The sequence below is a fragment of the Velazquezella soli genome (assembly GCF_977018685.1).
Genome location: NZ_CDRNXF010000004.1, coordinates 1,704,812 through 1,719,451, shown reverse-complemented (window position 1 = coordinate 1,719,451; position 14,640 = coordinate 1,704,812). Strand labels below are relative to the sequence as shown.

The 14,640-nt window shown below is 60.7% G+C and carries 13 protein-coding genes; 11 read left to right on the top strand and 2 right to left on the bottom strand.

Annotated elements, in window-relative coordinates; genetic code table 11:
• Window positions 1-9 precede the first annotated feature (9 nt).
• From AC0JZ8_RS11880 to AC0JZ8_RS11860, 5 genes are all read left to right on the top strand, one after another.
• Window positions 10-1,161, top strand: coding sequence for a M24 family metallopeptidase (locus tag AC0JZ8_RS11880; RefSeq protein WP_471892576.1), 1,152 nt, complete (start codon window positions 10-12; stop codon window positions 1,159-1,161).
• A 78-nt stretch (window positions 1,162-1,239) separates the two neighbouring features.
• On the top strand, window positions 1,240-1,983 hold the full coding sequence (locus tag AC0JZ8_RS11875) for a hypothetical protein (RefSeq protein ID WP_471892575.1): 744 nt from the start codon (window positions 1,240-1,242) through the stop codon (window positions 1,981-1,983).
• Window positions 1,984-2,108: 125 nt separating this feature from the next.
• Window positions 2,109-3,041 carry a ribose-phosphate pyrophosphokinase gene (locus AC0JZ8_RS11870; protein WP_062455798.1) on the top strand — a complete coding sequence of 311 codons (933 nt, stop codon included), beginning with the start codon at window positions 2,109-2,111 and terminating at the stop codon, window positions 3,039-3,041.
• A gap of 116 nt (window positions 3,042-3,157) precedes the next feature.
• Window positions 3,158-3,562, top strand: coding sequence for a Kazal-type serine protease inhibitor family protein (locus tag AC0JZ8_RS11865; protein ID WP_082472021.1), 405 nt, complete (start codon window positions 3,158-3,160; stop codon window positions 3,560-3,562).
• A 109-nt stretch (window positions 3,563-3,671) separates the two neighbouring features.
• Window positions 3,672-3,929, top strand: coding sequence for a hypothetical protein (locus AC0JZ8_RS11860; protein WP_062455795.1), 258 nt, complete (start codon window positions 3,672-3,674; stop codon window positions 3,927-3,929).
• 20 nt (window positions 3,930-3,949) lie between these two features.
• Here AC0JZ8_RS11860 and AC0JZ8_RS11855 read toward each other — a convergent pair whose 3' ends face one another.
• The gene (locus AC0JZ8_RS11855) at window positions 3,950-6,760 is read right to left on the bottom strand and encodes a bifunctional diguanylate cyclase/phosphodiesterase (protein ID WP_471892574.1); all 2,811 of its coding nucleotides are present in this window, start codon (window positions 6,758-6,760) and stop codon (window positions 3,950-3,952) included.
• Window positions 6,761-7,129: 369 nt separating this feature from the next.
• Between AC0JZ8_RS11855 and AC0JZ8_RS11850 the strand changes: the two genes are divergently transcribed.
• The 5 genes from AC0JZ8_RS11850 (at window position 7,130) to prmB (ending at window position 12,912) form a co-directional block, all read left to right on the top strand.
• Complete coding sequence (locus tag AC0JZ8_RS11850) at window positions 7,130-7,747, top strand: 50S ribosomal protein L25/general stress protein Ctc (RefSeq protein ID WP_062455789.1); 618 nt, start codon at window positions 7,130-7,132, stop codon at window positions 7,745-7,747.
• 219 nt (window positions 7,748-7,966) lie between these two features.
• A complete protein-coding gene (locus AC0JZ8_RS11845) occupies window positions 7,967-10,351 on the top strand; it encodes a putative bifunctional diguanylate cyclase/phosphodiesterase (RefSeq protein WP_471892573.1) in 2,385 nt (794 codons plus the stop codon).
• Window positions 10,352-10,379: 28 nt separating this feature from the next.
• Complete coding sequence (locus tag AC0JZ8_RS11840) at window positions 10,380-11,144, top strand: substrate-binding periplasmic protein (protein WP_471892572.1); 765 nt, start codon at window positions 10,380-10,382, stop codon at window positions 11,142-11,144.
• A gap of 108 nt (window positions 11,145-11,252) precedes the next feature.
• On the top strand, window positions 11,253-11,981 hold the full coding sequence (pth, locus tag AC0JZ8_RS11835; RefSeq protein WP_062455780.1) for an aminoacyl-tRNA hydrolase: 729 nt from the start codon (window positions 11,253-11,255) through the stop codon (window positions 11,979-11,981).
• Between the two features lies 1 nt (window position 11,982).
• Window positions 11,983-12,912, top strand: coding sequence for a 50S ribosomal protein L3 N(5)-glutamine methyltransferase (prmB, locus tag AC0JZ8_RS11830; protein WP_471892571.1), 930 nt, complete (start codon window positions 11,983-11,985; stop codon window positions 12,910-12,912).
• A 12-nt stretch (window positions 12,913-12,924) separates the two neighbouring features.
• Here prmB and clpS read toward each other — a convergent pair whose 3' ends face one another.
• The gene (gene clpS / locus AC0JZ8_RS11825; protein WP_471892570.1) at window positions 12,925-13,233 is read right to left on the bottom strand and encodes an ATP-dependent Clp protease adapter ClpS; all 309 of its coding nucleotides are present in this window, start codon (window positions 13,231-13,233) and stop codon (window positions 12,925-12,927) included.
• 283 nt (window positions 13,234-13,516) lie between these two features.
• On the opposite strand from clpS, the gene ychF reads away from it, so the two are divergent.
• Entirely contained in the window at window positions 13,517-14,620 is a 1,104-nt protein-coding gene (ychF, locus tag AC0JZ8_RS11820; protein ID WP_092660374.1) for a redox-regulated ATPase YchF, read from the top strand.
• Window positions 14,621-14,640: the final 20 nt, after the last annotated feature.

The following is a 14,640-nucleotide window of genomic DNA, read 5'->3' as shown; positions in this document are numbered from 1 at the left end:
AGGACTACCATGGCTCTGCACTTCGACAGATCGGAATATGCCGATCGTCTCGCCCGCCTGACGACGAAGATGGCCGAGGAAAAGCTCGATGCCATCCTGCTGTTTGCGCAGGAAAGCATGTACTGGCTGACCGGCTACGACACGTTCGGCTACTGCTTCTTCCAGACGCTGGTCGTGAAGGCCGATGGCTCGATGACGCTGCTCACGCGCTCTGCCGACCTTCGCCAGGCCCGCCAGACCTCGATCATCGAAAACATCGTGGTCTGGGTCGACCGGGTGAATGCCGATCCGACGCTGGATCTCAAGAACCTCTTGAGCGAACTCGATCTGCTCGGCGCAAAGATCGGCGTCGAATACGACACGCATGGCATGACCGGCCGCATCGCGCGCCTGCTCGACAACCAGCTCACCAATTTCGGCCAGCTCAGTGACGCATCCTATCTGGTCAGCCGCCTGCGCCTCGTCAAAAGCGCGGCCGAGATCGCTCATGTGCAACGCGCCGCCGAACTGGCCGATGATGCGCTCGACGCCGCTCTGCCGCTGATCAAGGCCGGCGGCGACGAGGCCGATATCCTCGCGGCGATGCAGGGCGCGGTGTTTTCCGGCGGTGGCGATTATCCCGCCAACGAATTCATCATCGGGTCCGGCGAGGATGCGCTTCTGTGCCGTTACAAGGCCGGTCGCCGCAAGCTCGATGCCACCGACCAGCTGACGCTCGAATGGGCCGGCACGGCCGCCCACTATCACGTCGCGATGATGCGCACCGCGCTCGTCGGCGAGCCATCGCCGCGCCACAAGGAACTCTACAAGGCCTGCCTCGAGACGATCCGGGCGATAGAGGAGGTTCTGTCTCCAGGTCATACATTCGGGGACGTGTTCGATACCCATGCCAGGATCCTCGACGAACGCGGCCTCTCCCGTCACCGGCTGAATGCCTGCGGCTATTCGCTGGGCGCCCGCTTCTCGCCGTCGTGGATGGAGCACCAGATGTTCCACTTCGGCAATCCGCAGGAGATCCTGCCCGGCATGACGCTGTTCGTGCACATGATCATCATGGACAGCGACAGCGGCGCGGCCATGACGCTCGGCCAGACCTATCTGACGACGGAAGGCGCTCCCCAGCCGCTTTCACGCCATGGTCTCGACCTTATCCAGGGCTGAGAAGCCCGCGATCATTGACAGGCCGGAAAATCCGACCTTAGCTTGTCGCGGGATGGGAACCGGCAAAGGGGCGAACGCATGCGGCTTATCGGAAAACTGCTTTCCGCCTGCATCGTTGCGCTGACCGTCTCCGGCTGCAACACCAGCGAGGCGCTGACGCCGCGCGCCGAGATCGGCGGCGGCAGTCGCGCATCGACACCGGTCACCCAGGCCGATACGGAACGCATGGCCCGATCCCCAAGGCCCGAGACCTACAGCAATCAGACCTACAGAAACGACACCTACCAGCCGCGCCCGCAAAATACGCTGGAGGCGCAGGCCCAGGCGATGCAGTCTGGCAACCAGACCTCGCCCGCCTCTTCAGGCCCACCGCCCGACTGGCAGGGCCAAAGCCAGGCTGAAGCCCAGTCTACCGCTGTAGCGCCCCAGCAGGAGGCTTCCCTGCCCGCCGCCGCAGGCAACACCATCCGCTTCCTGCCGATCATCGGTGCCCCCGTACAGGCCGTGACGCCGCTGTCGCGAAGGCTTGGCGCCGAGGCGCGCGCCGCCGGGCTGACGATCCGTCCCTCCAGCGATACGGGTACCGAGCAGATCCTCAAGGGCTATTTCTCGGCCTTCAGCGATGGCGAAAAGATCACCATCGTCTACGTCTGGGATGTTCTCGACAATACCGGCTCCAGACTTCACCGCATGCAGGGGCAGGAAAATGTGCCCGGCAGCGGCCAGGATCCATGGGCCGCAGTGCCCTCCTCAACCATGGAACTCATCGCCGCAAAGACGATCCAGGACTATATGAGCTGGCGGCAATCGCATGGCGGTTAGGTAACCATGATGTGACACGGTCACTGTTTCTTCGCAAAAAACGGTGGCCTGAGGGAAAACGCTATTGCATTCGAAGGTGGCGCCGGTAAAAGGCCGCCATCCAGCTTCAATACAGGCGGACCGCAATGAAGGTTTTCGCAGGCAATTCGAACCGGCATCTGGCCGACGCGATCTGCAGCTATCTTAATGTACCAGTCGGAAAAGCCTCGGTAAGGCGATTTGCAGACCAGGAAATCTTCGTTGAAATACAGGAGAATGTCCGTGGGGAAGACGTGTTCGTCATCCAGTCCACGTCGTTTCCGACCAACGATCACCTGATGGAACTGCTGATCATGATCGATGCGTTCCGGCGGTCTTCCGCCAAGCGCATCACGGCTGTGCTTCCCTATTTCGGCTATGCCCGCCAGGACCGCAAGGCCGGGCCGCGCACGCCGATCTCGGCCAAGCTCGTCGCCAACCTCATCACCGAGGCCGGCGCCAACCGTGTCATGACGCTCGATCTGCACGCAGACCAGATCCAGGGCTTCTTCGATATCCCGACCGACAACCTCTACGCCGTGCCGATTCTTGCGCGCGACGTGAAGGAACACTACGACCTCAACAACGTCATGGTGGTCTCGCCGGATGTCGGCGGCGTGGTTCGCGCCCGTGCGCTTGCCAAGCGCCTCGGCTGCCAGCTCGCCATCGTCGACAAGCGGCGTGAACGCGCAGGCGAGTCGGAAGTCATGAACGTCATCGGTGACGTGACCGGCAAGGACTGTCTGCTGATCGACGATATCGTCGATTCCGGCGGCACGCTCTGCAACGCAGCCGAGGCGCTTCTGAAGAACGGCGCCACAAGCGTCACCGCCTACATCACCCACGGCGTGCTGTCGGGCGGTGCCGTTGCCCGCATCGCGGCGTCCAAGCTCAAGGAACTGGTGATCACGGATTCGATCCAGCCGACGACATCCGTTCAGTCGGCGCACAATATCCGCGTCATCACCACGGCAAACCTTCTCGGCGAGGCGATCAACCGTACCGCCATGGAAGAGTCCGTCTCGAGCCTGTTCGACTAGGATTGACGCATGACCGTGGGACGGGCTTTGCAGCAAAAACGCTGCGGCCCCTGTCCCACGGCTATGTAAGTCTGATAGAGGTCTGCCATCCATCTGCAGAGGGAGGACCTATCGCGATGTCGATCCTACGAAACAAGCCGAAATGGCTTGCACTTTTCATCCTGGCTCCAATGCTTTCCGCCTGCGTCGACGCAGGTCCAGGCCCCGGCTATCCGCCGGAACGTCCCGCCCCCGGCTGGAGCCGGCCCGATCGCCCCGATCCCCGTCCAGATTGGGATCGCCCATCCAGACCCGATCGCCCGGATCGTCCATCAAGGCCTGACCGCCCGGATTGGGATCGCCCCTCGAGGCCGGATCGTCCCGGCAGACCTGACCGTCCTGAAAATGGCGGCGGCATGTGCACCCGCGAATATCGCCCGGTCTGCGGCCAGCGTGGCGGTCGGCTCCAGACATTCCCGAATGCCTGCGAAGCCCGCAATGCCGGCTTCGGCGCGGTCTCTCCGGGCGAATGCCGCCGCTGATCGCGACGTGAGTTGAACGCCAAGAATATAAACGCCGGGATTTTCATCCCGGCGTTTTGCATTCGCGGCGTCTGTTGACTATGTAGGCGCGGTACCCAAGGAGTTCCGCATGGCCGCCCGCGACCGCTATTCCCGAAAACTCGAATGCTCGCAGTGCGGACATGCCGGTTATGCCGAAGTCTCCGAGTCCGACGACAAGCGCGCCAGCAATCGCGATTTTCGCATCGACGAACTCCCGAAAGGTTTTCAGACCGAGTTCGCCTCGAAAGATCCGCGCAAATACATGCTGCGCTGTAGCGACTGCGGCCACAAATTCCGGTTCGAGCAGAAAACGGCCTACGCCCCCGGCGGCGAACCTCGACGCTAGGTCAAACGTTTCCGCGATCTTCAGGCAGCGTTCTGGTTGGCCGAGCCCATCTCTGACCCAGACTGCGGGTTCGGCTGATCTTCCATCGGCATCGGCCGACCGAGAAGATAGCCCTGCACTTCGTGGCATCCTTCCCGCCGCAGAATGTCGAGCTGGTTCACCGTCTCGACACCCTCCGCGAGAACCGGGATCTGCAGGCCCTGCCCCAAAGCCAGAATTGCTCGCACCATGGCCGTTGCCTGCTCGCTGCGGTCCACTTCGGTCAGGAAGCTCCGGTCGAGCTTGATCTTGTCGAACGGGAAGGAGCGCAGCGTCTCCAGCGACGAATAGCCGGTCCCGAAATCGTCGATCGCAATCGATACGCCCAGCGCCTTGATGGAGCGAAGCGCATTCATCGCCCGCTGCTTGTCGCTGATGATCGAGCTTTCGGTGATTTCAAGCTCGAGACGGCTTGGTTTCAGACCGGTTTCCAGAAGCACGGTATGGACCAGCGCCGGCATGTCGGCATGGGCGATCTGCACCGGCGACAGATTGACCGCAACCTTGTAGTCATTCGGCCAGTTCGCCGCCTCCCGGCATGCTTCGCGCAGAACCCACGCGCCGATCGGCAGGATGGCGCCACACTCCTCGGCAACCCCGATGAAATCGGCCGGCGAGACATTGCCCCGCTCCGGATGGCTCCAGCGCAGCAGGACCTCGTAACCGGTGATCTCATCGGTCGCGACCGATTTCTGCACCTGGTAGTGCAGCCTGAGCTGATCCTGCTCGATCGCCGTCCACAGATCCTCGGCCATCTTGGTGCGGTCGCGGGCGGCCTCGTCCATCTCGATGTCGTAGAAGCAGATGTCGCGCGAGAGCGATCCCTTGGCGCGGTACATGGCCAGGTCCGCGTTCGCGATCAGCGCATCGGGGGATGCACCGTCATGCGGGTAGAGCGCAACACCCATGCTTGCGCCGGGACTGAGACGATGCACCTCGATCTGGATCGGCTGCCCGAACGCATCCGACAATCGGTCCAGGAACTCGGACACTTCGGCCAAATCCCCGTAGCGCTTCACGGCCACGAATTCGTCGCCGCCGAACCGGGCAAACATCTCGTGCGGCCGCACGATCGAATTCATCCGCTCGGCAATTTCCTTGAGCACGGCATCGCCGGCCGCGTGCCCGAACTGATCGTTGATCTGCTTGAACTTGTTGAGATCGATGCCGACGACCGCAACATGCCCGCCCTCGCTCTCCGCGTTACGCACCTCGGCTTCGAGATATTCCATAAGGGCCGGACGGTTCGGAAGCTGCGTCAGGCTGTCATGCTTCGCCATGAAGGCGATCTTTTCCTCCGACCGTATCCGCTCGCTGATATCCTCGAATGTCGAAACCCAGCCGCCCTGATCGAGATAGCTGAAATCGATCCGGATCGTCCGATCGTCGCTCAGTCGGTGTAGAAGGGCTTCCTGCCTGGAATTGATGGCTGCGATGTTGCGCTCATAATGCTGTTCTGCCCGTGCTTCCGCCTCCGCCGCGTCGGCAAACGAGGTCCTGTAGCCAAGAGCCACGATCTCGCGGTATGTCATACCCGGCTTCAGAGCGCCTTCCTCAAACCGAAAAATCTGGCCGTAGCGCCGGTTCGTCAGCACCAACCGCTGCTCGCGATCGAACAGGCAGATCCCCTGCGCCATGTTCTCAAGCGCCAGATCCAGGTTCTGCGTCACGGAGGCGATCCGGTCGGTGTCCTGTCTCTGACGGGTGATGTCGCGCGTGATCTTGGCGTAGCCGGCAAGCACGCCATCGTCGTCGAGGACGGGCTGGATCACCACATGTGCCCAGAACCAGCTCCCATCCTTGCGGTAGCGCCGGCCTTCCGCCTCGAACAGACCGGTTGTGCGCGCTGTTGCGAGCGCCTGTTCCGGCAGACCCCGGGCTTGTTCTTCAGCCGAATAGAAACGTGCAAAATGCTGACCAATGATCTCGTCGGCGCTGTACCCCTTGGCACGCTCTGCCCCTGCATTCCAGCTGGAGACGGCGCCCTCGGGTGAAAGCATGTAGATCGCGTAGTCGGTCACCCCGCGCACGAGCATCTGGAAATTGGCTTCGCTGGCCTTCGAGGACCGCGCCGCACGCCCGGTGATGGTGGCAACGGCCAGGCCCGACCCGATCAGCGACAGCGAGACGGCAATGATCGTTGCCAGCATCAGCGGCTTCGACAGCATCCCGTCTTCAGGCAGGATCCCGAAACCCGGGACAAGCGTTGCCGCGCCCATCGCGATGAAATGCATAAAGACGATGCCGAGCGACAGGAGACCTGCAGCAAGAATGTTGTTTGCAAGGCCTCCCTTCAGGATCATGAGGAAGGCTGTCGTCGACATGACGATCGCGGTGACGATGGCAGCGATGACGAGCGGCTGCGACCAGACGATCAGGCCGCCGAACTCGATCGCCGCCATGCCGGTAAAATGCATGCAGGAAACGCCGGTACCGAATACCAGGCCAGCGGCCACAGCGCCGGATTTGCCGGTAAACAGCACGGCAAGCAGTCCCGCCGCAAATGTCGCGAGAAATGCAATACCAAGCGACAGCAGCGTCAATGACAGATTGAATGTGAAGAGCTGGCCCGGATCGTAGGCGAGCATGGCGACGAAATGTGTTGCCCAGATCCCGAAGCCCCCTGCTCCGCCGGAGACGATCACCCAGCCGTAGCGGCTGCGGTCGTTTGCCTGTCGTGCCCGGGCGGCAAAAACCACGGTTCCCGCATTCGCAATGAAGCAGAGCGCCCCCGCCACGACGACGAGGAAGAGATTGTGCTCATAGGCCAGACAGGACAGAACGGCGTACATGTTAGATCTTGGTCTCCGGAGTTAACACCGTCTTGACCCTCACAATTTAACAAATTCGGTCGCCCGGACCTCGCATTTATCGAATCTCGCTAATTTCGAATGAACGTCATTAATGGATGGCAAAACGGCACATACCGGAAGTTTCATATTGGCCACGCGGGTATCTGGCGGTAGGTAACGACGACGACCGGTTCGCAGAGCCAACCACGCCGCAGATCCCTTGCGTCTCCTGCCCTGATAGACTATAGGGACCCCGTCCGCGTAGACACCCTTGGAGGCAACGCGGATGGAGAGCGTCGGACGATGCCCTCCGGTTTGACGCGGCACTGTCCGCGAAGAACTCTCCAAACAACCTCGAAAGGAATTGCCATGAGCAAGGAAACTTACGTGCTCAAGGCCGAGGCGCGCGAACGGGTCGGTAAGGGGTCCTCCCGTGAACTTCGCCGCAACGGTTTTATCCCTGCAGTCATCTATGGTGACAAGCAGGCTCCTCTGTCGATCGTGCTCAACACGAACGAAGTCACGAAGCGCATTCACGCTGGCGGTTTCATGACCACCATCGCGACGATCGAATTCGACGGCAAGAAGATCCAGGTCCTCCCGAAGGACTACCAGCTGGATCCGGTCCGCGACTTCACCATGCATGTCGACTTCCTGCGCGTTTCGGCCAAGACTGAAGTCAACGTCGAAGTACCGGTACACTTCGAAAACGAAGACAAGTCGGCCATCAAGCAGGGCGCCGTTCTGAACATCGTCCGTCACACGGTCGAGTTCCATTGCCCGGCCGACCAGATCCCGGAATTCATCACGGTTGATCTGACCGACGCCAAGATCGGCGACAGCCTCCACATCTCGGCCGTTAAGCTGCCGAAGGGCGTGACACCTGTCATCACCGACCGCGACTTCACCATCGCGACGATCGTTGCACCTGCTGCAGGCGTCGAAGAAGAAGAAGCGACTGAGACTGCGGCTCCTGAAGCCGAATAAGACATTTTCGTCTTGTCTTTCTGAGAGCCCGCCTTCCAACGAAGGCGGGCTTTTACGTTTTCCGGTCAGGATTACGTAACCCTCTTTAAGATCCGCTTCGCTTTACTCTTCCCGGCTTCAGTAAAGCTTAATCAATGGCTGGAATTATCCGGCCAATTACTGTGTTGGGGAACACGCAGTCGGCGGCTAACACCGACTACAAGCAGGCGGGGAATACGGGTGGCTCATTCCGTTGAGAGTCGGTTCATAGCCATTATTTCGGGCGCGCTTCTGGCCGTCGTCGTGCCGTTGTTCACGCTGCTTTTGGCGTTGTCATCGCAGCAGGCGGTTCGGGCGCTCGAAGAGCATGTCGACATCGTTCTGGCGACGAACTCGCAGGCGCTTGCCAAGCCCCTCTGGGATCTCGATACCGAAAGCGTTCACCAGATCGCCGTCGCCATGGTGAAAGATCCGACCATCTACGCGGTTCGCGTCACCGACACGACGGGCAAACTGAATATATCGGAAGTCACGCCGCAAGAGATATCCCTGAGCGACCTGACGATCCGCTCACAGCCCATCACCTACATGTCGAACTACGGCGCTCGCGTTGTCGGTAAGGTCAGCGTCAGCATCCCGACAATCGGCTGGTTCTCGAAGCTTCACGAATTCGAGTTCGCCTTCATCTCGATCTTCATCATCGCCATCCTGACCGTGTTCGGCGCCGCCATTCTCGGCAACCGCGTGATGGTGATCAAACCTCTTCTGCGTTTGACCGCCGCAATCGAAGCGACCCGTCGCCTCGGTTCTCGTCACCATGTCGACTGGCGCTCCACCGATGAAATGGGACGACTGGCCAAGAGCTTCAACGAGATGCAGACCCTTCTCGAACACGAGGAGCGCGAGCTGAAGCTGGCACATCGCAAGACGACGCAGACCTACAATCTCACGCCGGCCATGCTGTTTTCGCTCGACGCCGACGACAGGATAGCCGCCGTCAGCGACTACTGGCTCGTTGCGACCGGGTACAGCCGATCTGACATATTGAACCTGCCCTTCTGCGAACTGGTGATGCCGGAAGACCGCAGCCTCTACCACAACAGGAAATCGCAGGTGCAATCGCGCGGACCGGCGTTCGAAGTCACCGTGCGCTTCATCTGTCAGTCCGGCAAGACGATGAACGTCCTTATCGCCGAGACCGAACTCGGTTCCGCGGGCGACGGCGAGACCGGCTCGCTGAGCGTGATGACCGACGTCACCGAGCTCAAGCAGTCAGAAATCCGCAACTATCAGCAGGCCATTTCCGACCACCTGACCGGTCTTCTCAACCGTCAGGGGTTCGAGGCGGCGCTTGAGCAGAAAATCATCGAGGCGGATCGCAACGGAACCGACATCGCCTGTCTGTTCGTTGATCTCGATCGGTTCAAATCGATCAACGACAATCTCGGTCATGCGGCCGGCGATCTCGTGCTTGGCCAGTTCGTCGAGCGGATGCTGCCGCTTTTGGGCGACCACGACGCGGCATCGCGCCTGGGCGGCGACGAGTTTGCCATTCTTCTGTGTGGCGAGGGGTCGGAACGGCGCGGCACCGAGCTGTGCCAGAGAATCGTCGAGTTCTTTGACGTTCCATTCCGCATCGAGACCAACAGTGTGCGCCTTAGCGCCAGTATCGGCCTTGCCTTCTACCCTGCTCATGCCGCAAGCGGCGCCGAGCTTTTGCAGAAGTCGGATCTGGCCATGTATGCCCGCAAGCGCGACGGCAAGAACGGTGCGCAGGTCTATAATTCGGCCATCCTCGACAAGACGCGGGAACGTGCCGAAATCGAAACCGACATCGAAGCAGCGCTTGCCGCCAACTGGTTCGAAGCGCATCTCCAGCCGATCGTGGATATCAGGACCGGCGCCTGCAACGGCTTTGAAGCGCTCATGCGCATGCGCCATCCGCGCAAGGGGCTTGTCCCTCCGGGCGCAATCGTCAGCGTCGCCGAGGAAACCGGTACGATCGGCCAGATCGGCAATCTCATCCTTGAGGACGCCGTCGCCAATCTTGCCCGCATCTCCCGGATACCGGGCATGTCTGACACCTATGTCGCCGTCAACGTATCGCCGCTGCAATTCGATGCGAGCCTTCCCGTCAAGCTGTCAACCTTGCTCGGCCGCTACGCAATCCGCCCGTCCCGACTGGTCATCGAGATCACGGAGGCCGTGCTGATGCATGACAATCCGGAAATCCGCAGGCTGCTCGACGAGATCCGCAACATCGGTTGCCGCATCGCGCTTGACGACTTCGGAACCGGCTATTCCTCGCTCAGCTATCTCAGCCGTTTCCCGGTCGATATCGTCAAGATCGACCAATCCTTTATCCGGTCTCTCAACAATGGCGATGATGATATCGATCGTCGAAACAAGATGCTGATCGAAGGCATTGCCGCGATCTCGCACAAGATGAACTGCCATGTCGTCGCCGAAGGCGTCGAAACCGAATATCAGCGTTCGACACTCATCGACATGGGCATCGAATACGCTCAGGGTTACTACTTCGCACGACCGCAAGCGATCGGCGATGTCCTTACGATGTTGAACGCCGACCGAAGCGGCGACCGAATTGATTCTATTGCAAGCTGAAATCCCGGCCCTCGATGTGGAGCAGCAGATGTCCTCGATCAGGTGTGGCATGACAAGCGCAGCACTCGTCGTGCTTGCTCTCGCTGCAACAATCGGACCGTGGTCTTGCCTGCAGGCGCACGCCGCAGACAGGCTCAAGCTCAAGACAGAGCCCTATGCACCCTTCAGCTACCGTGATCAGAACGGTCGCTATGGCGGCGCAGGCATAGACCAGATCGATGTCATCATGCGGCAAGCGCAGATACCCTATGACGTTGAAATGATCCCTTGGGCGCGCGCCATCGCGCTCGCCGAGACCGAGCCGATGACCTGCGCCTTCTCGGCAGCGCAGACAGCGGACCGCAAGCCGCGGTTCAAATGGGTCATGACGATCTCCGTGAACCATACGATCCTGGTCAAGCGGGCGGGCTCGTCGATCCACGCCACGACGCTCGATGAGGCGAAGAGCTTTCTGATCGGAACCCATCGGCTCGACTTTACCGAGGACCTTTTGAAATCGATGGGATTTGCGAACCTCGATCTCAGCGCCGATTTCGACACGTCGCTGCGCAAGCTCGTCCGGGGCCGGATCGACATGATGCCCATGTCGGAAGGCGTCTATCAGAGGCTGAAGAACAATGGCACCGACGTCGAGAGGGTGGTTCCCCTCTCCGAGGAGAAGCTCGGCATTGCCTGTCAGAAAACAGTCCCGGACGCCTTGATCGCTAAAATGCAGTCCGCACTCGACAGCATGATCCGCGATGGCCGCCAGGACACGATCTACCGGCGTTACGGCCTCAAGGCCGAACACTGAGCAAGCGATCAGCGGTGCCAATCAGTCGGCAGGGACGAAACCGGGTTGACTTCCGTTCCGTTTCGGGGTGGTGAGACCACATCCTGTACGAAAATTCGGACGCACTTCATGTTGATCATTGCGGGTCTCGGCAATCCCGGCAGCAAGTACTCCGGCAATCGCCACAATATCGGCTTCATGGCGCTCGACGCCATCCAGCGGCGGCCGGGCTTTTCGCCATGGGCAAAGAAGTTCAAGGCCCTCATTTCCGAAGGCGAGCTCGCCGGCGACAAGGTTCTGCTGATCAAGCCGCAGACCTACATGAACCTGTCGGGCGAAGCGGTCGGCGAAGCCATGCGCTTCTACAAGCTCGGGCCTGAAAATATCATCGCGATCTACGATGAGCTGGATCTTGCGCCCGGCAAGGCGCGCATCAAGACGGCCGGCGGACATGGCGGTCACAACGGCATCAAGTCGCTCGACGCCCATTGTGGCAAGGATTACCGCCGCCTGCGGCTCGGCATCGGCCATCCCGGCGCCAAGGAATTCGTCAACAACCACGTGCTCGGCGATTTCGACAAGCTGGATCAGGCCTGGTTGCCGCAGCTTCTCGATGCGCTCGCCGACAATGCCGAAATGCTGGTGAAGGGCGAGGATTCGCAGCTGATGAACAAGCTCGCCCTTGCCGTCGGCAGCCAGCCGGACGAGGACGAAAAGCCGAAGCCCACCCCGAAGGCGCCAAAACCAGCGGGCAAGAGCCATATCCACCAGGCGCGCGGCGGCATGAAACCGAACATCCCGGCCACCGGCCCGATGGCCGACATGCTGAAGAAACTGTTCGGCGACAAGGACAAGTAAGATGACACCAGATATGACCGCTCTCACGACCGAACTCGTCACGCTGCGCGATTACTGGCGCTATGCAATCTCGCGCTTCAACGCCGCCAATCTTTCCTTTGGCCACGGCACCACGACTGCCGGCGACGACGCGGCCTTTCTGCTGCTCGATACGCTCGACCTGCCGATCGACGCGCTCGATCCCTTCCTCGACGCCCGCCTCCTGCCGGCCGAGCGCAGGCTTCTCGCAGAGCGTATCGAGGCCCGCGTCACGACCCGCAAACCCTCCGCATATCTCACCGGCCGCGCCTATATCCAGGGCGTCCGGTTTCTGGTTGACGAGCGGGTCATCGTGCCACGCTCGCATATCGGCGAGATCCTGTTTCGCGAATATCTCGGTCCGAACGGATCGTCCTTCCTGCCCGACCAGATGATGGTCGAGAGCGCTGTGGACATCTGCACCGGCTCCGGCTGCCTTGCGGTGCTGGCCGCCAAATTCTTCCCCAACGCCGCCGTCGATGCGGTGGATCTGTCGGCCGACGCGCTGGAAGTGGCAAAGCTGAACCTTAGGGAACACGAGGTCGAACAGCAGGTGAGCCTGCATCAGGGCGATCTCTTCCAGCCGCTTGCAGGCCGGAAATACGACCTGATCATCACCAACCCGCCCTATGTCGATCACGACGCGATGGATGGCTTCCCGGCGGAATTCCGTGCCGAGCCGTCGATGGCGTTCGATGGTGGCGTGGATGGTCTGGATCTGGTGCGGACATTGCTGGCGGAAGCCGCAAACCACCTCAATCCCGAAGGCGGCATGATCTGCGAGATCGGCTCCGGCCGTGAAATTCTCGAGGAAGAGTATCCCGCGCTCGACTTCGTCTGGCTGGAAACCGAAGAATCGCAAGACGCAGTGTTCTGGATCTCCGCCGAAGCACTCGGCGTCACCGCTTCCTGAGCCGACGACCGGCTATTCTTCAGGCTCGGTCGTGAACATCAGCGGAAAACCGGCTTCCTTGGCGAGATCGATCGCCTCGGTGGCCTTGGTCTCTGCAATATCCTTGGTGCAGACAACCACGACCGCCACACCCATCTGGTGGGCGGTCATCATCACCCGCCGGCCCGTATCCTCGCTCATCCGGAACACGGCTTTCAGAACCATGGTCACGAATTCGCGTGGCGTATAATCGTCGTTGACGAGCATAACCTTGTAGAGCTTCGGCCGCTCCAGCTTGGGCTTTGTCGTCGTCTTCGGCGAAAGGGTGGTGTCTCCGGCCATCCGCATCTCCTGATGACGTTCGCCATGCTCAAACAGCAATAGTTGTATGCTGGCTATATCGCACCGACGGATCGGAAATTCAAGCAACTGCGGTGATTTGCCCGATTGGGACCGGTGGGTCTGATTTGCGTTTGCATCGCAAGCCGACGTCTCGTTTCCGAATTCTGTTTTGCGTCGTTACCAGCGTCCCGCCGCCTCCCCCAAGCCGCCAACCCTTGACCGCCCGGCCTGTTTCCCCCATAGCCACGGCAACGAACAATTCTAGTCAGACGGGGTCCGTCCCATGGGTTTCAAATGCGGTATCGTCGGCCTGCCGAATGTCGGCAAGTCCACGCTCTTTAACGCTCTCACCAAGACTGCGGCGGCGCAGGCTGCCAACTATCCGTTCTGCACGATCGAGCCGAACACGGGCGAAGTCGCGGTTCCGGATCCGCGCATGCAGCAGCTGGCAACCATCGCCGGCTCCAAGGAAATCATTCCAACCCGTATCTCCTTCGTCGATATCGCCGGCCTCGTGCGCGGTGCCTCGAAGGGTGAAGGTCTCGGCAACAAGTTCCTCGCCAATATCCGCGAAGTCGATGCTGTCGTGCACGTGCTACGCTGCTTCGAAGACGACGACATTACCCATGTCGAAGGCCGCATCAATCCGGTCGGCGATGCCGAGACGATCGAGACCGAGCTCATGCTCGCCGACCTCGAAAGCCTGGAGCGCCGCGTCGAACAGACCCGCAAGCGCGCCAAGACCAACGACAAGGAATCCGTCGCCCAGCTGCCGGTCATGGAAGCCGTCATCAAGCTTCTCAACGACGGAAAGCCTGCCCGCATTCTTCTGAAGACGCTGGCAGCCGACGACATCGAGATTTTGAAGGCTCTAAACCTCCTGACCTCGCATCCCGTCCTCTACGTCTGCAACGTCGCCGAAAGCGATGCCGTCGATGGCAACGAGCACACCAAGGCCGTGGCAGAGATGGCCAAGGAACAGGGTGCCGAATGCGTCATCATCTCGGCCGCCATCGAATCTGAAGTCGCGCAGCTGCCGGAAGACGAAGCCAAGGAATTCCTCTCGGCGCTCGGCCTTGAAGAAGCAGGTCTCGATCGCCTCATCCGCGCCGGTTACAACCTCCTTCACCTGATCACCTATTTCACGGTCGGCCCCAAGGAAACCCGCGCCTGGACGATCGTCCGCGGCACCAAGGCCCCGGCCGCTGCCGGCGTCATCCACACGGATTTCGAACGCGGCTTCATCCGCGCCTTCACCATCGGCTTTGATGACTACGTCGCCTTCAAGGGCGAAGTCGGCGCCAAGGAAGCCGGCAAGGGCCGCGACGAAGGCAAGGAATATGTCGTAAACGACGGCGACGTGATCCACTTCCGCTTCAACACCTGATCGGGAACCCGCGGAGGCGC